The following is a 19,081-nucleotide window of genomic DNA, read 5'->3' on the forward strand; positions in this document are numbered from 1 at the left end:
CAGGGATGCTCCCGATGGCGGGCGCCACGCCGCCTGACTACGTTGGCGCATGGGCATTGAGACCATCCTCATCGTTTTCGGCGTCGCGCTCGTCATTGCGATCGCGGTGGGCGCCAGCCGCGCGAAGCGCAAAGCCGGCCGCACCCAGGCCCCCAAAGTGTCCGACTCGCCGGATCGCCGCGTCTAGGCCTCGCGCGCGAGTTCGTAAAAGGTGTAGCGGAAATTCGCGTCCGCACCCGGGCGTTGCTGAATCACGCGGGGAAACGCGTCGCGCCATTCCGGAAAATAGCGATCACCTTCCACCTCCGCGTGCACCAGCGTGAGAAACAGCCGCGTCACCTGCGGCAGGCCGATCGCCTCCTCGAAAATGCGTTGCCCGCCGCAAATGTAAACTGGCCGGCCGTGCGTTCCCGCACGACCGATGGCTTCGACGAGCGAGGAGACGACCTCGACCCGTGGCCCTGCGAGGCTGCGATTGCGCGTGAGCACGATCGCGCGACGGTCGTCCTCCAAAACGCTCCGCCACGATTGAAAGCTGATGCGGCCGAGCACCACGGTCGCTCCCGCGGTCTGGTTCTTGAAAAAATGCCAGTCCTCTGGAATTCGCCACGGCAGCCTGCCCTGGCGTCCGATCACCCGGTTCTCCGCGCACGCCACGATCATGTTCAGCGGCGGCTGAAGCGTAGGAGCCGTGGAGGTAGGTGCAGGAGACATGGCAGGGCGGAGTGCGAAGCGAACGGGAGCGGGACCGGGTGGCAACCGGGTTTTCTGCGCCGCGCCGCGAGACGAATCTTGGCGCGAAGCCACCTCACGCGAGCATTGCGACGGGGGTCGTTTCCTGTGTCATAAATCCATGCGAATCGGAGTGCCGAAAGAAATCAAAACGGGCGAGACGCGGGTTTCGATGACGCCGAGTCTCTGCCGCCGCTGCGTCCAACTCGGCGCCAAAGTGCTCGTGGAAAAGGACGCGGGCGCGAGCGCCGGATTCAGCGACGCGGAATATCGGGCGGCTGGCGCAACCCTCGCCGGGAGCGCCGCAAGAGTCTGGCGCGAGTCGGACTTGATCCTGAAGGTGAAGGAGCCGCTCGCATCGGAATACCCGCGGCTGCGGCGGGGACAGGCGCTGTTCACTTACCTGCATCTTGCCGCCGGAGCCAAACTGGCGGCCGCGCTGCTCGAGCAGCACGTGCTGGGCATTTCCTACGAAACGGTCGAAAGTTCCGACGGCCAGTTTCCGTTGTTGAAACCGATGTCGCACATCGCAGGCCGGCTCTCGATCCAGATCGGCGCGTATTTCCTGCAGACGCAACATGGCGGGTCCGGAGTGTTGCTGGGCGGTCTGCCCGGAACGATGCCGGGGCACGTGGTCGTCGTCGGCGCCGGCAATTCCGGCACGCACGCCGTGCAGACGGCGGCCGGCATGGGCGCGCGTGTGACCGTGCTCGACCTTGACACGCGCAAACTCGAAGCGCTCGACACCGAGTATCGCGGCCGGGTGGTCACCTTGATGGCGACCGCGGCCAACATCGAGCACGCGGTCGCGGATGCCGACCTGCTCGTCGGCGCTGTCCTGATTCCCGCGGCCAAGGCGCCGATCGTGGTCACGCGCCGGATGGTCGCGCGCATGCGACCGGGCAGCGCGATCGTGGACATCGCCATCGACCAGGGCGGCTGCATCGAGACGATCCGGGCGACCTCGCATGCGAAGCCGGTGTATCGGGAATGTGGAGTCAACCATTACGCCGTGCCGAACATGCCGGCGCTGGTCGGGCGCACGTCCACGCTCGCGCTCACCCAGGCGACCGAGCCGTATGTGGCGATGCTCGTGGAAAAAGGGATCGAGCGGGCACTGGCGGAGCACCCCGGACTCGCTAAAGGCGTGAACACGCGCGATGGCCGGATCGTGAACGCCGCGGTGGCGAAAGCCCTCGGCTACGAGTGAGCGGGGGCCGGCGCAGCCGCGGACGTCGTTTCGCCGGCGAGGGCCTTGTCGATCCAGTGGCGGATGCGGAGGAGCCCGGCCCCGCGCTTCGGGTCGTCGGGTTTCATCGTGCTCAGGAGATTGATCACGGTGATCGCGTAGTCGTCGGCGTTGGCCGTGAGCAAGGTCGGCAGTTCGAAGGGATTGACCTCGCCCTTGTGGATCATCGCGAGCGCGTCGCGCTCGAGCTCGGTCGACGTGCCGCCGAGGTGGCCGCCGTCGCCCTTGCCGCGGGAGAAACCGCCGCCGCCGCCCGATTCGCGGTCGGCGGACGACGCCTCCGTTTTGCCGCGGGGCTGGCGCTCGATTTGCGACGGGTAGGATTTGCCGTCGCGGCCGGTGACCGTATCCGGACTTTGGAGTCGGCCGGACTGCACGAGCTGGCTGCGGGCGCGGCGGACGAGCTCGGCGGAGACTTTGCAGATCTCAGCGATGACGGGATTGGCGAGGTCGGGCCATTCCTCGAGCGCGATCTCGACGGCGTTGCGCTTGTCGGCGTTGTTGCGATACACGCCGTTGGTGGCGTTGGCGCCGAGGGCGTGGCGCAGGGCGTCGCTGCGTCCGCCGGGTTCGACCTCGGCGAGGATCGCGGCGCGTTCGAGACGCTTGGCGGCGAGATAACGGTGAAAGCCGTCGGCGAGCCAGTAGGTGGTGCCGTCGAAATAAACGGAGGTCGGCGGGAAAACGGCGCCCTGCGACATCTCGTCGGCGTAGCTGGCGATGGCGTCGTCGTTGGTGGTGACGCGAGCCTGCGTGCCGCCGTAGACGTTGATGGAATCGAGGGAAAGTTCTTGGGTCGTCGGCATGAAAAGGGAGCGGCGTTTCTGAGCCCGCGATCCGCGCGGGCAAGGATGAAAAACAAAAGCCGCGACGAGGGGTCGCGGCTTCGGCAAGGCGGTCCGGCGTTATCGCCGGGCCGGGAGGCGATCAGGCGGGAACGATGCGGATGCTCTCGATCTCGATGCGCTCGATCGGCGTGCTCTTCTCGCCGCCGCCCCCGTTCTGCGTCGGCACCGTGGCGATGCGCTCGAGGACGTCGTCGCCGGCGATCAATTCGCCGAAGGCCGTGTATTGACGGTCGAGAAAACGGGCGTCGCCGTGGCAGATGAAGAACTGGCTGCCGGCGGAATCGGGATGCGCGCTGCGCGCCATGGAGATGACGCCGCGGACGTGCGGCTTGGCGTTGAACTCGGCCTTGATCTTGTAGCCGGGACCGCCGGTGCCGGGCATGCCGCTCTCGCCCTGGCGGGTGTTGGGGCAGCCGCCTTGAATCATGAAGCCCTTGATGATGCGGTGAAAGGCGGTGCCGTCGTAGAATTTTTCGTTCGCGAGCTTCTTGAAATTTTCGACGGTTTTCGGCGCGACGTCGGGCCAGAAGGCGAGCGTCATTTCGCCGTAACTGGTCTTGATGATGGCATTTTCCTTGGCAGGTGCGGTGGTGCTCATGAGTCGCGCAAGGAACCCACGGCGCCGATCACGCGCAAGAACCAAAATCGCGGCTGCGGCTGCGGACGTGGAACCACGAAAAACACGAAACACACGAAAATGGGAAACGAACCCACGGGTCACACGGAATCGGACCGGATTTCATTTCCGTGTAATCCGTGTGTTCCGTGGGTTCTTCGGATCGAGGTTCGGCCTTTTCGAGTAGTTCGTGTTTTTCGTGGTTTCTCCTCCCTTTCCGCGGGCGGCTGTGTTTCGTGGTGAGGCTTTCGCATGCGGCTTCGGAAACTCACGCTTCGTCATTTCCGCAACGTCGGCTTTGCCACCGTCGAATTTGCCGGCCGGCAGCAGTTTTTCGTCGGCGCGAACGGCCAGGGGAAAACCAATCTCCTCGAGGCTGCGGGCTTCCTCACCGCGCTACGGTCGTTTCGCACGACGGACAACAAGCTGCTCGTCGGCATCGGCCATCCGGCGGCGGGCATCGCGGCCGACATCGAGCACGAGCGCTTCGGCGATTCGCGGGTGACGATCACGCTGCGGCGCGACGGCAAGGAGCTGTGGTGCGACCAGACGCGCATCGCCAAGCTCGGCGATTATCTCGGACGGTTTCCGACCGTGGTGTTTTCGTCGCAGGACCTGCTGCTTGTCCGCGGCGCGCCGGCGCTGCGCCGGCGTTGGCTCGACCTGACGCTGGCGTCCATGGATCCTGGATACTTCGCCGCGCTGCAGGCCTACGCGAAGGCCCTCGCGGCGCGCAACGCGCTCCTGAAGCGCGGCGGCGCGCGCGACGCGGAACTGGGGGCCTTCGAGCAGATTCTCGCGCCGGCGGCGGCGGCGTTGATTGTGGCGCGGGAAAGCGGACTCAAGGCGCTCGAAGCGACGGTGCGGACGGCCTACGCGCAGCTCGTCGCGCAGGACGAGAAGGAGAAGAGCGCGCTGCGTTACGAACCCAATTTCGAGCACGCCGATACCGCGGCGCTGCTGGCGCGCTGGGAGTCGGGCCGGGCGCGCGACCTGCAATTTCGCACGACGCTCGCGGGGCCGCATCGCGACGATTTTTCGTTTTCGGTGAAAGGCACGGCGGCGAAGGATTTCGCTTCGGAAGGCCAGCAGCGTTCGCTGGTGCTCGCGTTGCGGCTCGCGCAGGCGGCGTGGTTTCAGGAGAAGAGCGGCGTGCGCCCGGTACTGCTCGCGGACGATGTGCTGGGCGAGCTCGATCCAGAACGGCGGCGCCGCTTCTGGGCGGCGATCGATCCGCAGTCGCAAATCGTAGCGACCGGCACGCATCTGCCCGATGCGGAGCTCGGCGAGTGGCAGGTATTCACGGTGAAAGACGGCACGTTCGAAACGCGTGACTAGAGATCGAACGGGGAAAACCACGAAAGACACGAAATACACGAAAAACGAATCCCTGAAAACAAGCCCACGGAACACACGGATCACACTGAATTCAGACCCATTTTTCCGTGTGATCCGTGTGTTCCGTGGGCCAAATTCGAAACTGTCGTGTTTCTCGTGTCTTTCGTGGTTTCCCGATAATTCGTCTTCGACCTCGCGGCGGTTTCTAGCTCGTGTCGCGCGATGAGTTTCGAGCCTTGGCAATGGGCGTTGGCGATTGCGGCGGCGTTCCTCGTGGGCGTTTCCAAGACCGGCATCGGCGGGCTCGGGATGTTGCCGGTGGTCATCTTCGCGCAGATCCTGCCGGCGAAGCAGGCGACCGGTGTCGTGCTGCCGCTGTTGTGCTTCGGCGATCTCATCGCGGTGGCGTCGTATCGGCAGCACTCGCAGTGGCGTTTCTTGTGGAAACTTTTTCCGTGGACGGCCGCCGGCGTGGTGCTCGGCTATTTCGCGCTCGGACGAATCGACGACCGGCAGGCGAGAGTGATGATCGGCGCGATCGTGCTCGTGCTGCTCGGGTTGCATCTCATCCGGCGGAAGAAACACGTCGGCGAAGGCGAACACGGAATCTGGTTTGCGCCGACGATCGGCGTGCTGGCGGGATTCACGACGCTCGTGGCCAACGCCGCGGGGCCATTGATGGCGATTTACCTTCTCGCGATGCGGTTGCCGAAGTTGGAATTCGTCGGCACCGGGGCGGTGTTTTTCATGCTGCTGAACCTTTTCAAGGTGCCCTTCATGGTGAACCTGGGGCTGATCAACTCGGCCAGCTTCGCTTTCAACCTGTGGCTCGCGCCGGCGGTGTTTCTCGGGGCGTATCTGGGACGCAAAATCCTGGTGAGGATGGACCAGCGGCTATTCGAGAATCTGGCGCTGGCGCTGAGCGCGATCGCGGGGCTGAAGCTGCTGGTGTGAGGGAAAAGTGACAGTGAAAGTGAAAGGGAAGGTGCGTGGGGCAGCTACTTTCACCTTCACATTCACTTTCACCCTCACTTTCACTTTCCCGCATGGCGCGCATGAATGTCCGGCAGATGTGGGCGGCAAAGCTCGCGGGCAAACCGTTGCCGGCCGCCGTGCGCGTGCCGCTGGAGGCGGCGGCGACCGCAGCGGAGGCGATCGGGTTGCGGCCGCGTTCGGCATTCGCGGGCCGGGTGCTCGGCATCGATCCGTCGTTGCGCGGCACGGGACTGGCGTTGATCGAATTCGCGCCCGGCCGGCCGCCGGTGCTGTTGCGTTGTGGGACGGTGCGCGTGCCCTCGCGGGAAACGATGGCGTTCGCGCTCGGCGAGATACATCGCAGCGTGCGCTCGTTTCTCGACGGCACGGAGGTGAAGCACGTGGCGCTGGAACAGACGATCTACGTGCAGAACTTTCAGACGGCGCAGATCCTCGGCGCCGCGCGGGGCGCGGCGATCGCGGTGGCGGCCCTGCACGAGTGTCCGGTTTTCGAATACGCGCCGTTGCGCGTGAAACAGGCGGTGGTCGGCGCGGGGCGGGCGAGCAAGGAGCAGATGGCGCGCACGGTGATGGCGCTGCTGGGCCACGGGCGTCCGCTCGCGCCGGACGAGGCCGATGCCGCGGGCGTGGCGCTGTGTCACGCGTTTACGTGGCGCGGTTGAGGCGCGGCCCGGTCGCACGCGCCGCGGCAGCGACAAGATATGCGCAGGAAAAATCAAATACCGCACCTTGCCGGTGAGGCGTGGCCGGGAGCATGCTCGGCGCGCATGTCATGAAAACCGACACCGGATATTTTTCGTTCCGCCCCAAATTGCTGGAAGCGCTCGCCGGCTACGACCGCACGCGCTTCATGACCGATCTTCTCGCGGGGATCACGGTCGGAATCGTGGCGCTTTCGCTCTGCATCGGCCTCGGCATTGCGTCGGGCGTGACGCCGGCGGCGGGACTCTACACGGGAATTATCGGCGGCTTCATCGTTTCGGCGCTGGGCGGCTCGCGCGTGCAGATCGGAGGACCGGCCGGCGCCTTCGTGGGTTTGGTCGCCTTGATCGGCGCGAAATACGGACTGCCGAATCTGCTCATCTGCACGATGCTCGCGGGGGCGATCATGTTCGTGATGGGCGCGTTTCGGCTCGGCTCGCTCATCCGGTTCATCCCGCAACCGGTGACGATGGGGTTCACCTGCGGCATCGCGATCACGATCATCACGACGCAGCTGCGCGCGCTGGGCGGTTTGCAGCTGGAACATGAGCCGGCGGAGTTCCTGCCCAAGATGATCGCTCTCGCCGGGGCGCTGCCGACGATCAACTGGTATGCCCTGACTCTGGGCGCCGTGTCGCTCGCGATCGTCGGCGGGTGGCCGGCGAAATGGAGCAAACGCGTGCCCGGCTCGATCGTGGCGGTCGTGTTCGGAACGCTGCTCGTTTATTTTTTCGGGCTGCCGGTGGAGACGATCGGCAGCAAGTTCGGCGGCATCCCGCGCGGTTTGCCGACGATGGCGTTTCCGGATTTCGACTGGCGCACGCTGGAGAACCTCGTGATGCCGGCGTTCACGATCGCGATGCTCGGATCGATCGAATCGCTGCTTTCGGCTGTGGTTGCCGACGGCCTGATCGACGACCGGCACGATTCGAATCAGGAACTCATGGCGCAGGGCGTGGCGAATTTTGTCGTGCCGATTTTCGGCGGTATTCCGGTCACGGGCGTGATCGCCCGGACGGCGACGAACATCCGCAACGGCGCCTCCACGCCGGTGGCCGGCATCGTGCACGCGGTTTTCCTGCTGCTGGTGTTGCTGGTGGCGGCGCCGCTGGCGTCGGAGGTGCCACTCGTGTCGCTCGCCGCCGTGCTCATCGTGGTCGCGTTGCGCATGGGCGAGTGGGATGAATTTCTCTGGCTGAAGCGGCGGCCGAAAAGCGACGGCCTGGTTTTTCTCACGACCTTTGTGCTCACGGTGTGCTTCGATCTCACGAAGGCGGTGAGCATCGGGATGATCCTCGCGGCCGGTTTGTTCGTGAAACGGGTGGCCGACACAACCGAGGTGCAGGCGATGGCGCGCGAGGGCGAAGGCGCACCGCATCAGCAGATCAAGGGACTGCCGCCGGGCGCGGTCGTTTATCGCGTCTTCGGCGCGTTGCTGTTCGGCGCGGCGGACAAACTCGAGACTGTGCTGCGGCGGGCCGGCGGCGAGACCCGGGTGATCATTCTCCACCTGGCGGCGGTGACTGCCCTCGATGCGACTGCGCTCGACCGGCTCGAGGACCTGCATGCGAAACTGCGACGGCACGGCCGGCACCTGATTCTCTCAGGTCCGCACACGCAGCCGTATTTCACGATGGAGCGGGCGGGCTTTCTCGACGAGGTCGGGCGTGAAAACGTGGTCGCCGACCTCAAGGCCGCAGTGGCACGCGCGAATGCGCTGATCCCGCCGAAGAAGTCCGGGACGCGGCCACCGCTCGCGTGAGCGACGGGTTCGGGTAGAACCACGAAAACCACGAAAAACACGAAAAACCCGGAGGGGATTTTCAGCCCACAAAACACACGGAGGACACGGAATGAGGATCCACTCTTCCGTGTATTCCGTGGGTTCCGCGAGCCTCTCTTCCGATCCCTGGCTCAGGCCAGAACGGTTTTCAGCACCTTGCCAAGATCGGTGACGCGGTAGGGCTTGGTCAAATACCCGCAGAAACCCATGTCGAGGAAGCGGCGCGCCATGTCTTCGTTGTCGTAGCCGCTCGACACGATCGCGCGCACGTCGGGATCGAGGTCGCGGAGGATCTTGAAGCATTCCTCGCCGCCCATGCCGCCGATCACGGTGATGTCGAGAATCACGGCGTCGTAAGGCCGACCGATGTTGAGGTAGCGCTTGTAGAGCGTGATGGCCTCCTCGCCGTTCTTCGCGACGTCGTATTTGTAGTCGAGGCTCTGCAACATCGTCGCGGTGAGCGAAGAGATTTTCGGGTCGTCGTCCATCAGCAGGACGCGTCCGGTGCCGAAACGCAGCGAGGGTGCGCGGCGGGCCTGGACTTCGACGGGGGCGTCGGCGCGCGGGAGAAAAACCGTGAATGCCGTGCCCGTGCCCACGACGGAATCGACGCCGATCTGACCGCCGTGTTTGCGCACGATCGAGAGCACCGTCGCAAGTCCGAGACCGGTGCCGTGCTTTTTCGTGGTGAAGAACGGATCGAAGATCTTCTGGAGGTTCTCGGGCGAAATGCCGCTGCCGTTGTCGCGCACCTCGAACTCGACATAGGTGCCGGCGGCGAGTGGCGGAATCTGGTTCTCGGCGAGCTGCGTGTTCGCGGCGCGGAGGAGCAGGCGCGCGCGATGGGGCGCGGGCGGCATGGCCTGGAGCGCGTTGACGACGAGATTTTGAAACACCTGCAGGATCTGCGCGCGATCGACGCGGACAGGCTCGGCGTTGTCGGCGACGTCGAGCGTGATCTCGGCGTCGGCGCCGGCCGCGGCGATTTTCACGGCGTCAGCGAGGATGTCCTTCGCGGCGACGACGCTCTGTGTGCCCGAGCCGCCCTTGGCGAACATGAGCAGCTGCTTCGTGAGACCTTTGGCGGTGAGGCAGGATTTTTCGCTGTCCTCGAGCGCGGAGTAATCGCGGTTGTCCTTGGCCAGCGAGATGCCGCCGAGAATCGTCGTGAGGAGATTGTTGAAGTCGTGGGCGATGCCGCCGGCGAGGAGGCCGAGCGATTCGAAGCGATTCGCTTTCACGAGCTCCTCCGGCGTGAGATTCATCTCGGCCGGATCGCGGAAAACGATGACGACGCCGCGGGCCTTGCCGGACTCGTCGAACGAAGCGCGAGCCGTCCACGCGATCGGACGCGGCGCTTCGTCTTCGGCGATCGGGAGGATGGCGTCGTCGTTGAACAACGGTAGCGGCTGGTCGGCCGAAAGCGCGCGTTCGCAGGGATCGTCGCCGGGACGGCCCGATTCGCGATTCACGATCCGGAAAACGTCTGCGACGGGCTGGCCTTTGATCTGATCGGCTTTGAGACCGAGCAGCCGGACCGCGGTCGAGTTCGCCTGAAGAATCCGGCCGGAGGCGTCGGTGATGAGCACGCCCTCGGAAAGCGCGGCAAACGCATCCTGCGCGATCGGCCCGGCGAGGGCCTGATCGGCGTGCGGGAGCCCGGCCGGCGCGGGACAGATAAAACCGACGACGCGCGAGAGATCGCGGCGCCGCGTGAGGACGCGATGTGCGCCGAGCAAAACCGGCACGCGCCGGCCGTCTTTGCCGGTGAGCAGGACGGGTTCGAGGAAATTGCTTTGACCAGGTGCGCGCAGCAGCAGCCAGGTGTGCACTCCGGCGGTGAGCTCGTCGGGCGGCAGCGCGGCGGCGAACGTGCCAATCTCGTCCGGCGCTTCGTCGTCGCGGTAACCAAGCAGCCGTTTCCAGCCGGAGGAAAACCAGAACGTGTCGCCGGCGAAATCCAGGTCGAAGGCGCCGAGCGGACCGACGGAGCCGAGGAATTCGAGTCGCTCGTCGTTGGTGACGCTCGCTTCCTCGAGGTCCTTGCGCTCGGTGATGTCGAGGTGAAAGCCGACCACGCGTTCGAGTTGGCCGGACGCGCTGAGCACCTGCACGCCGACGCACTGGATCCACACCCAGTGGCCCAGCCGGTGTTTCATGCGAAACTCGACGCTGAAGGGGCGCGCGCCGACGGTGAGTTTCCGGCCGATCTGATCCGGCGCGGCGGCCGAATCGTCGGGATGAATGAGCTCGCGCCAGGTTTCGAGCGTGTTGGGCAGCTCGGCGTCGACATAGCCGAGGATTTTTTTCCAGGACGACGAGTAGGCGACGCGACCGTGCAACAAATCGAGGTCGAAAAACCCAGCCGGCGCGTGGCGGAGGAGCAGGTCGAGCGCGGCGGAATCGTCGCCGCGCGGCGCCGGCGCGACCCGCGCGGGAGGTTGCACAGTGGCGAGATAGGCTTCGCTCGTGAGGCGTTCGAGCTGCACGCGCACCTCGCACGCGGCGCCGGCTCGCGGTTGTGCGGTGAGCGTGGCGGCGCGGTCGAGCGTAGCGCCGAGAATCACGTCCCACTGCGCTTCCAGCCAATCGGGCTCCTGCGAAACGACATCGAAGGCGAAAAGCGATGAGAACGGTTCGCCCACGAGTTCGCGGTCGCCCGTGTGCCAGAGGGTCCGGGCCGCGCGGCTGGCGCTCGTGATCCGGCCGGCGGCATCAAGCAGCAGCACCGCGGCGAAGTCCGCCGGAGGTTGGGCCGTTGGCGAGGCGGAAGCTGGCGCGGAATCGTTCAAGGGCTTCGCGGAGTTGGGCGGCTCGAGCGGGCGTCAGCCCAGCCAGCGGCGGACGCGCTGCGCGAGAAAATCGATGAACGGCGGCTGGTCGTTGAGGCAGGGGATCTGCGTGAACGCTTCGCCGCCGGCGTGCAGAAAGGTTTCTTTGCCCTCGCCGCTGATCTCCTCGATGGTCTCGAGGCAGTCCGCGAGAAAAGCCGGGCAGAGGACGAGGATGCGCTTGCGACCCTCTTTCGCGAGACGCTCGAGCTCGTGGTCCGTGTAGGGGGACAGCCATGGCTCGCCCACAAGGCGCGACTGGAACGAAACCGAATGACGATCCGGCGCGAGTCCGGCGCGGGCGGCGAGCGCGCGCGTGGTGGCGAAACACTGCGCGCGGTAGCACGTCGCGTGAATCGGCGAGCAGGTGTTGCAGCAGTCGTTGACCTCGAGGCAGTGCGCCTTCGACGAATCGGCCTTTTGGAGATGCCGCACGGGAATGCCGTGATAGCTGAAAAGCACGTAATCGTGCGGCTGCGAAAGATACGGCGCGCTCACGGCGTGGAGCGCTTCGATGTAGTCGGCATCCGCGTAGAACGGCTGAATGCAGTCGACGCGCAGTTTCGGCGACAGCCCTGCGGCCTCCTCGTAAACCTTCACGACGACCGTCTCCCACGACGACATCGCGTAGTGCGGATACTGGGGAACGAGAAACAGTTCCTCGACGCCGTCGGCGACGATCTGCGCCATCACGGAGGCGATCGACGGTTTTCCGTATCGCATGGCCAGATACACCGGCGTCTCGGGCCCGAGCGCGGCGGCGAGTTTTTGCTGCACGCTTTTCGAGATCACGATCAGCGGCGAGCCCTCCTTCGTCCAGATCTGCTCGTAGGCGTGGGCGGATTTCGGGGCGCGCCGCGGGATGATGATCCGGTGGACGAGCAGCGAGCGAAACGGCTGGGCGGGGCGGTCGATGACGCGTTCGTCGCCGAGAAATTCATCGAGATAACGGCGGACGTCCGGGACGGACGTCGAGTCCGGCGAGCCGAGGTTGACGAGGAGGACAGCGCGTTGGGCCATGCGGCCGGAGATTGGTCGGACGAACGGGCGAGATGTCAACCGGTCGCAGGTTCTGAAAACGGTTCGGGCGCGGCGCGGTTTGGCGCCGCCGCGAAAAAGTGGCTTTTTAAGCGACTGAATGAAGATGGCTTGCGCGGCGGGGAAGCCGCGACCGTGTGCGGGAACTTGGCAGGCGCCCTCAAGTCCGCTGCTCTGAGGTCGATTGTGCAATACGACAACATGTTCCTGACGCCATGATCGGCGAATGCCCCGTTGCGGAGTCCGCCAACGTAGGAGGACCTAGGTGCGTGCGACGCACTGCGGTCTGGCTGCTGCGTGGAGTGTTCGCGGCGCCGGCAACGGGCTTGGCGGCGGGGATCGGCGCGCCCGGCCTGATGACCCCCGGCTTGGGTTGGGGCGCTGTCGCGGTGCTGGCTTTGGGCGGCGCGGGAGCGGCTACTTGGGCGTGGCGGCGCTGGCGGCAGAGCACTCGGGCGGCGAGGGAGTTCATGGCGATGGTGAGGTCGTCCGAGTGCATGTTGTGGCATGCGGAGGTGACGCTGGCGGGAGAGGATATTCGCTGGACGTTTTCGATGCAGGATTCGGCGATGGCGCGACGATTGTTCGGTTCCCGTTTCCCCCGCGGCGGCAGCGAGCTCTGGAGTCTGCTGGACGTGCCGGAGTTGCCGGAGATGAACGCGCGCAGCACGGCGGCCTTGCGTGCGGGATTGCCGGACTACGAGCAACAATTCCACTTTCGCGAAAACGGCCGCGACATCTGGCTGGCGGAGCGCGTGTCGATCACGCCCCACGGGCCTAACCGGTTTCGGCTGGTCGGCCTGATCACTGACATCACCACGCAGCACGAAGCGGAAATCGCGCGACAGGAGGCGGAGGACCTGCGCCGGCGCACGGAGGCTCAGCTGCAGCAGGTGCTCGAGCGCGCCAATTGCATGATCTGGCACGCCAACGTGAAGCGGACGGCGGACGGTTTCACTTGGAAGATGGAGGCGCCCCGATCGGTGCTCTACCGCAAGTTGTTTGGCGACGTGCAGGGCGCTTTCGACTGGGCGCGGCTGGACGTGCCGGAGCGACCGGAGATGAACGCGCGCTGCGAACAGGCGCTGCGGAGCGGAGCGAGCGGCTACGAGCAGGAATTTCAGGTGGTCCAGCCCGGCGAACTCATCCGGCTGCACGAGGTGGTGACGATCACGGCGTTGTCGGCGGAGGATCTGCGCCTGGTCGGCGTCATCACCGACATCACCGCGCAACGCGAGGCGGAGCGGGCGCGACACATGAGCGAATCGCGGCTGGAGCAGGCCTTGGGCCTCGCCGATTTCCTGCTCTGGCACGCGCGCGTGCGGGAAAACGAAAACGGGGTGCTCGTGTGGGAGCTCGATGTCCCGAAGTCCACGCTGTTTCAGCGGCTGTTCGGACGCGCGGCGACGGGCGCCGACGAGTTCATGCCGTGGCGCGATTTCGTGAACCCGGCCGTTTACGACGAAATGGTGGAACGCGCGGACCGCGCGATTCGGGCCGGCGCCGATTCCTACGAACAGGAGGTCTGTGGCCGGCTCGGGACGGAGGAAATCCGGGTGCACGAGCATGCGACCATCCGGTCGGTCGGCCGCGGGGAGTGGCAGCTGGTGGGCGTCGTGACGGACGTGACGGACCGGCATCGCGCGGAGGAGGCGCGGCAAAGCAGCGAGCGGGCGCTGCGGGAAATCATGGAAAGAGCCGACTGCCTGCTGTGGCGGGCCGCGGTGGAACGCCAGGGCGACCGGCTGGTGTGGACGCACTTCAACCGGCCGAATTCGCGACTGAGCGTCGAGCTGCTGGGCCGGCACCGCGACGCGGAATCGAGCATGCTCTGGGATCCGGCGCGCGTTCCAGATCTGCAGGAGATGAACCGTCGCAGCGACGAGGCCATGTTGTCGGGAGCTTCTGGATACGAGCAGGAGTTTCGCGTCCTCAGCCAGGACCGGGTGTTGTGGCTGCGCGAAAGCGTATCGGTCGAGACGGTCGGTCCGGACCAGTGGCGGCTGGTGGGCGTCATCACCGACATCACGCGGCAGCGGCAGGCCGAGGACGCCCGGCGGGCGACGGAAGCGCAGTTGCAGCGCATCATGGGCCTCGCCGACTGCATGGTGTGGGAGGCGATGGTGGCCGATCGCAGCGGGCAGGGCCTCGCGTGGGAGTTCTACACGCCCCGGTCGGTCCTGTTTCGCCGGCTCTTCGGGCACGAGGCGACGGAAACGGGCGTTCACTGGCCGCGGCTGAACGTGCCGGAATTCGACGAAATGACGGAGCGGGCGACGCGGGCGATCCGCGGCGGCCACGAGGGCTATCAGCAGGAGTTTCGGGTGATCCAGGACCGGCGCGTGATCTGGCTGCGCGAGATGGTGAAAATCGTCCCGTTGGAGCCCGGCCGCTGGCAGCTCGTGGGTGTGGTCACTGACATTTCCGCGCAGCGCGAGGCGCAGGAAGCGCGCAAGGCGAGCGAGGCCCAGCTGGAGCAGATGCTCGCGACCGCGGACTGCCTGCTTTGGCAGGCGCGGGTCTTCAGCGAGACCGGCAGTGCCGGAGCCGCGAAGCAGCGCTGGGTGATGTTCATCCCGCGTTCGCGGCTGTTTCGACAGATCTTCGGCCGCGATCCCGACGACCCGGCGACGCTGCCCTGGTTGGAGGTGCTGGATCCGGAAACGGCGCGGTCCAACGACGTGCGCGCGTGGCGCGCGTTGACGGCGGGACGCGATTCCTACGAGCAGGAGTTTCGCGCCCAGCGCGGCGAGGCGGTCTTCTGGCTGCACGAACACGTGTCGGTCGTGCAGGTGGGGCCGGCGGAGTGGAAACTGGTCGGCGTGATCACCGACCTGACCGCCCGCCGCGAGGCGGAGCAGGCGATGCTCGCCTCGGAGGAGCGCTATCGGACCCTTTACCAGCACACGCCGGTCGCAATCATCGAGGCGGATTTTTCGGAGGTGGGGCGCCGGATGCAGGCGTTGCGGCAGGAAGGGGTGAGGGATCTCGCGATCCGGCTGGATGCGCCCGGCGAGCTCCTGGACATGTTGAAGCGGACGCGCTTCGTCGACTGCAATGCCGCCGCCCTGCAGATCCTGCGGGCGAAGGGCAAGACGGACTTCCGCTGGCGGCGCGGGCTGCTGGCCACGCCGGAAACGCTCGTCGTGGCGAAACGGACCCTGCTGCGGCTGTGGCAGGGCGAGAACACGCACGAATCCGAGTTGAGGATACGCGATTTCGAGGGCCGCGTGCACGACATGCACCTGCGCTGGTGGATCGATCGCACGGACGAGGGGCTGAGCCTCAGCCGGGCGGTGATGGTGCTCGTGGACCTGACCGAGCTTAAGCACGCCGAGGCGGCGTTGGCGGCGGAAAAGGAGCGCCTCGCCGTGACGTTGCGCGCCATGGCCGAAGGCGTGATCACGACGGACGTCGACGGCGGGATCCTGTTCATCAACTCGGCGGCGGCAACGCTGGTCGGGATCGAGGCGAAGGCCGCGATCGGCCGCCCCATCCAGGCGATCTGCGCGTTCGCCAGCGAGGGCACCGGCGAACCGGTGGAGGTGCCCGTGTTGGCGGTGACGCGCCGCGACGTGGTGATCGATATTCCTCCCCGCACGAGATTGACCGGCCGCGGCGGCGTGATCCGGCTGGTCGAGGGCTGCTGCGCGCCCGTGCATGCGGCGGACAGCCGCGTGATCGGCACGGTGCTGGTGTTTCGGGACGTCACCGAGCAGGACCGGCTCGAGCAGGAATTGCTGCGGGCATCCAAACTGGAATCCGTCGGCGTGCTGGCGGGCGGCATCGCGCACGACTTCAACAACATCCTCACCGCGGTGATGGGCAATGTCGCCCTCGCCGCGCTGGACGTGCCGCCGGACGGCGACGCGGGGCGCAGCCTGCGCGAGGCGGAGAAGGCGACGCTCCGCGCCCGCGATCTCACCCAGCAACTGCTGACGTTTTCCAAGGGCGGCGAGCCGGTCCGCACGGCGGTGCAGCTCGACACCATCGTGCGAGAAATGACGACGTTCGCCCTGCACGGATCGCGGGTGAAGCCCGCCTTCGACTTTCCCGACGACCTGTGGCCCGCGGACGCCGACAAGGGGCAGATCGGACGCGTGGTCCAGAACCTGGTGCTTAACGCCGTCCAGGCGATGCCCGAGGGCGGAATGGTCCGCATCGCGCTGAATAACGAAACCGTGGACGGCTTCTCGCGGCTGGCGCTCGCGCCGGGGGCCTATGTGCATATCGCCATCACGGATACAGGCGTCGGCATCCGGCCGGAGCATCTGCCGCAGATCTTCGATCCCTATTTCACGACGAAACAAACCGGCAGCGGCCTCGGCTTGGCGGCGGTTTATTCGATCGTGCAGAAACACCGCGGCGCCGTTGACGTCTCGTCGCAGCTCGGCGTCGGCACGACGTTTCGCATCTGGCTGCCGGCAAAAGTGGGCGAGCGGTCCGGCAACGGGGAAGCGTCCGGGCCCATCCAGCCGGCCCGATTTCGCGGTCGGGTGCTTTTCATGGACGATGAGGAGTCGATCCGCCAGATGGCGTCGTTCTTGTTGCGACGTTTCGGCCTCGAAGTGGTGTGCGTCGCCGATGGTGCGGACGCCGTGCGGCGCTATCGCGAAGCGCGGGACGCCGGCGAGCCGTTTGCGCTCGTGATCATGGACCTGACCGTCCCCGGCGGGATGGGCGGCCGGGAGGCGTTGTCGCACCTGCAGCAGATCGACGAGGGCGTGCGCGCGATCGTCTCGAGCGGATACTCGAGCGACCCTGTGCTGGCGAACCACCGCGCGCATGGTTTCTGCGGCATGGTCGCGAAACCTTACGACGTCGACGATCTCGCGCGCGTGCTGCGCGAGGCGCTGGCGGCGCAGACGGTCTGAACCGCGCAGCGCCTCGAAAGACCCGCTCAACCCGCACCGCGGCAGAAGCCGATCTGCGCGATGAGGCGGTGGACGTTTTCCGGCGCGATCCGATCGGTGATCACGGAGCGCGGATAGTTGTGCTCCAGATCCAGACGCACGCCGTCCTCGCTTCCGGGCCGGACAAAATCCTCGACGAAATCGAGCCCGCCCCGGGCCCGCATCCAGCGGACATACAAATCCGGATCCTCGGATTCGATCACGACATCCTGTTTCAAAAACAAGTGGCAGTAGAGCGTCAGGTCGCGGAACGAACTGAACCAGGTGGGCGGATTCACCAGTTGGTCTCGAATGATAAGCGTCATCGAGGGCTCCCTTTTAGCAACGTTGCTGCCAACTTCGGCACACCTACGCAAAATTTGACCGCGACGACGTCAAGTCGCGCGGCGAGTTTTGCCTTTTGTCCGGAAGGGTCCCCGTTCATGCGTGTAGCCTGATTTATGAGCAACTCGCGCCAACCCGTCCTCCTGGTCATCCGCGATGGCTGGGGCAAGAACCCCGACCCGAAGCAGAATGCGACGAATGCCGTCGCGCTCGCGCACAAGCCCTGCGACGACCGGCTCCATGCGCTCTATCCGCACACGTTGGTCAAGGCGTCGGGCCTGGACGTCGGTCTGCCCGACGGCGTGATGGGCAACAGCGAGGTGGGGCATGAGAACATCGGCGCGGGCCGCATCGTGGACCAGGAACTGGTCCGGTTGAACAAACTGTTTTCCGAGAAACGGCTCGCGACCAATCCGGTCTGGCGCGCGGCGGTCGAGCGCGTGAAGACGCGCGGTTCGAAGCTGCACCTGATGGGCATCGTGAGCGACGCCGGCGTGCACGGCATGCTCGATCATCTTTACGGCATCCTGCGCCAGGCGAAGGAAGACGGCCTCGGCGCGAACCAGGTGTTCATTCACGCGTTCACCGATGGACGCGACACGCCGCCGAACAGCGGTCTCGGTTACGTGCAGCAGGTCGATGCCAAGTGTCGCGAAATCGGTATCGGAAAAATTGCGACGGTCTGCGGCCGCTTCTGGGCGATGGACCGCGACAACCGTTGGGAACGCGTCAGCCAGGCCTACAACATGCTCACCGGCCGCGCGGCCGTTGCGACCGCGCCGAGCGCGGAAGCCGCGGTGCAGAACTACTACAACGCGCCGCTGAGCCCGACGCAGGTCGGCGACGAATTTGTGCCGGCGACGTGGATCGTCGGCGCCGACCAGAAGCCGCTCGCCACGATCGGCAACGGCGATTCCGTCCTCTTCTACAACTATCGTGGCGACCGTCCGCGCGAGATCACGAAAGCGTTCGTGATCGACGGTTTCAAGGAGTTCGACCGCGGGGAAAAACTCGATCTCTACTACGCGACGATGACCGAGTATGAGGCCGGTCTGCCGGTGAACGTGATTTCGCCGAAGCCGGCGAAGTTGAAAAACATCCTCGGCGAAGTCGTCGCGAACGCGGGCATCGCCCAGTTCCGTTGCGCGGAGACCGAGAAGAACCCGCACGTCACCTTCTTCTTCAACAACTATCGCAAGGATCCGTTTCCCGGTGAAGACCGCGCGTGTCCGGCGAGCCCGAAGGTGCCGACCTATGATCTGCAGCCGGAGATGTCGGCGGCGGAAGTGACGCGCGAGGCCAAGGCCGCGATTCTCTCCGGCAAATACGGCCTCATCGTCGTGAACTTCGCGAATCCCGACATGGTCGGTCACACTGGCTCGCTGCCGGCGGCGACAAAGGCTGTCGAGGCGACCGACCGCGGCGTCGGCGAATTGCTGGAGGCGCTCGCGACGATGAAGGGGCGCGCGGTGATCTGCGCCGATCACGGCAATGCCGAGCAGATGTGGGATCCGACCGTCAACGGCCCGCACACCGCGCACACGTTGAATCTGGTCGAGGTCTTCGTCGTCGGCGACGGCTTCGCGGCCGGAAAAACCAAGATGCGCGACGGCGGTCGTCTCGCGGACATCGCGCCGACCGTGCTGCACCTGATGGGCCTGCCGAAGCCCGCCGAGATGACGGGCGAAAGCCTGATCGCCGGCTGAGCAAA

The 19,081-nt window shown here is 65.8% G+C and carries 14 protein-coding genes; 8 read left to right on the forward strand and 6 right to left on the reverse strand.

The annotated features are described in order from the left end of the window. Positions 1-49 precede the first annotated feature (49 nt). A complete protein-coding gene (locus AC6RV7_RS12620) occupies positions 50-187 on the forward strand; it encodes a hypothetical protein (RefSeq protein WP_500094354.1) in 138 nt (45 codons plus the stop codon). Here the strand turns inward: AC6RV7_RS12620 and AC6RV7_RS12625 are convergent. Continuing rightward, on the reverse strand, positions 184-714 hold the full coding sequence (locus AC6RV7_RS12625; protein ID WP_500094355.1) for a dihydrofolate reductase: 531 nt from the start codon (positions 712-714) through the stop codon (positions 184-186). The two genes, AC6RV7_RS12620 and AC6RV7_RS12625, sit on opposite strands and share 4 nt — an antisense overlap. 139 nt (positions 715-853) lie before the next feature. Between AC6RV7_RS12625 and ald the strand changes: the two genes are divergently transcribed. Next, a complete protein-coding gene (gene ald, locus AC6RV7_RS12630) occupies positions 854-1,942 on the forward strand; it encodes an alanine dehydrogenase (RefSeq protein ID WP_500094356.1) in 1,089 nt (362 codons plus the stop codon). Here the strand turns inward: ald and AC6RV7_RS12635 are convergent. Beyond that, complete coding sequence (locus tag AC6RV7_RS12635) at positions 1,933-2,787, reverse strand: chromosome partitioning protein ParB (protein WP_500094357.1); 855 nt, start codon at positions 2,785-2,787, stop codon at positions 1,933-1,935. The genes ald and AC6RV7_RS12635 overlap by 10 nt on opposite strands. 121 nt (positions 2,788-2,908) lie before the next feature. Continuing rightward, on the reverse strand, positions 2,909-3,427 hold the full coding sequence (locus AC6RV7_RS12640) for a peptidylprolyl isomerase (RefSeq protein WP_500094358.1): 519 nt from the start codon (positions 3,425-3,427) through the stop codon (positions 2,909-2,911). A 270-nt stretch (positions 3,428-3,697) separates the two neighbouring features. On the opposite strand from AC6RV7_RS12640, the gene recF reads away from it, so the two are divergent. The 4 genes from recF (at position 3,698) to AC6RV7_RS12660 (ending at position 8,243) form a co-directional block, all read left to right on the forward strand. After that, positions 3,698-4,783: a DNA replication/repair protein RecF gene (gene recF / locus AC6RV7_RS12645; protein ID WP_500094359.1), complete on the forward strand. Its 1,086-nt coding sequence runs from the start codon at positions 3,698-3,700 to the stop codon at positions 4,781-4,783. 222 nt (positions 4,784-5,005) lie between these two features. Then, positions 5,006-5,737, forward strand: coding sequence for a sulfite exporter TauE/SafE family protein (locus AC6RV7_RS12650; RefSeq protein WP_500094360.1), 732 nt, complete (start codon positions 5,006-5,008; stop codon positions 5,735-5,737). 92 nt (positions 5,738-5,829) lie between these two features. Next, positions 5,830-6,441 carry a crossover junction endodeoxyribonuclease RuvC gene (locus tag AC6RV7_RS12655; RefSeq protein WP_500094361.1) on the forward strand — a complete coding sequence of 204 codons (612 nt, stop codon included), beginning with the start codon at positions 5,830-5,832 and terminating at the stop codon, positions 6,439-6,441. Positions 6,442-6,551: 110 nt separating this feature from the next. Beyond that, entirely contained in the window at positions 6,552-8,243 is a 1,692-nt protein-coding gene (locus tag AC6RV7_RS12660; RefSeq protein ID WP_500094362.1) for a SulP family inorganic anion transporter, read from the forward strand. 152 nt (positions 8,244-8,395) lie between these two features. Here AC6RV7_RS12660 and AC6RV7_RS12665 read toward each other — a convergent pair whose 3' ends face one another. Both AC6RV7_RS12665 and hemH read right to left on the reverse strand, forming a co-directional pair. Then, positions 8,396-11,056, reverse strand: a complete 2,661-nt coding sequence (locus tag AC6RV7_RS12665) for a PAS domain-containing hybrid sensor histidine kinase/response regulator (protein ID WP_500094363.1) — start codon at positions 11,054-11,056, stop codon at positions 8,396-8,398. Positions 11,057-11,089: 33 nt separating this feature from the next. Beyond that, positions 11,090-12,115 carry a ferrochelatase gene (gene hemH / locus AC6RV7_RS12670; protein WP_500094364.1) on the reverse strand — a complete coding sequence of 342 codons (1,026 nt, stop codon included), beginning with the start codon at positions 12,113-12,115 and terminating at the stop codon, positions 11,090-11,092. A gap of 287 nt (positions 12,116-12,402) precedes the next feature. Between hemH and AC6RV7_RS12675 the strand changes: the two genes are divergently transcribed. Then, positions 12,403-17,007 (forward strand): PAS domain S-box protein, encoded by a 4,605-nt coding sequence (locus AC6RV7_RS12675; protein WP_500094365.1) that lies wholly within the window; start codon positions 12,403-12,405, stop codon positions 17,005-17,007. A 26-nt stretch (positions 17,008-17,033) separates the two neighbouring features. Here AC6RV7_RS12675 and AC6RV7_RS12680 read toward each other — a convergent pair whose 3' ends face one another. Beyond that, positions 17,034-17,324 carry a hypothetical protein gene (locus AC6RV7_RS12680; RefSeq protein ID WP_500094366.1) on the reverse strand — a complete coding sequence of 97 codons (291 nt, stop codon included), beginning with the start codon at positions 17,322-17,324 and terminating at the stop codon, positions 17,034-17,036. A gap of 162 nt (positions 17,325-17,486) precedes the next feature. On the opposite strand from AC6RV7_RS12680, the gene gpmI reads away from it, so the two are divergent. Next, the gene (gene gpmI, locus AC6RV7_RS12685; protein ID WP_500094367.1) at positions 17,487-19,076 is read left to right on the forward strand and encodes a 2,3-bisphosphoglycerate-independent phosphoglycerate mutase; all 1,590 of its coding nucleotides are present in this window, start codon (positions 17,487-17,489) and stop codon (positions 19,074-19,076) included. Positions 19,077-19,081: the final 5 nt, after the last annotated feature.

The sequence above is a fragment of the Opitutus sp. sgz309028 genome (assembly GCF_059821195.1).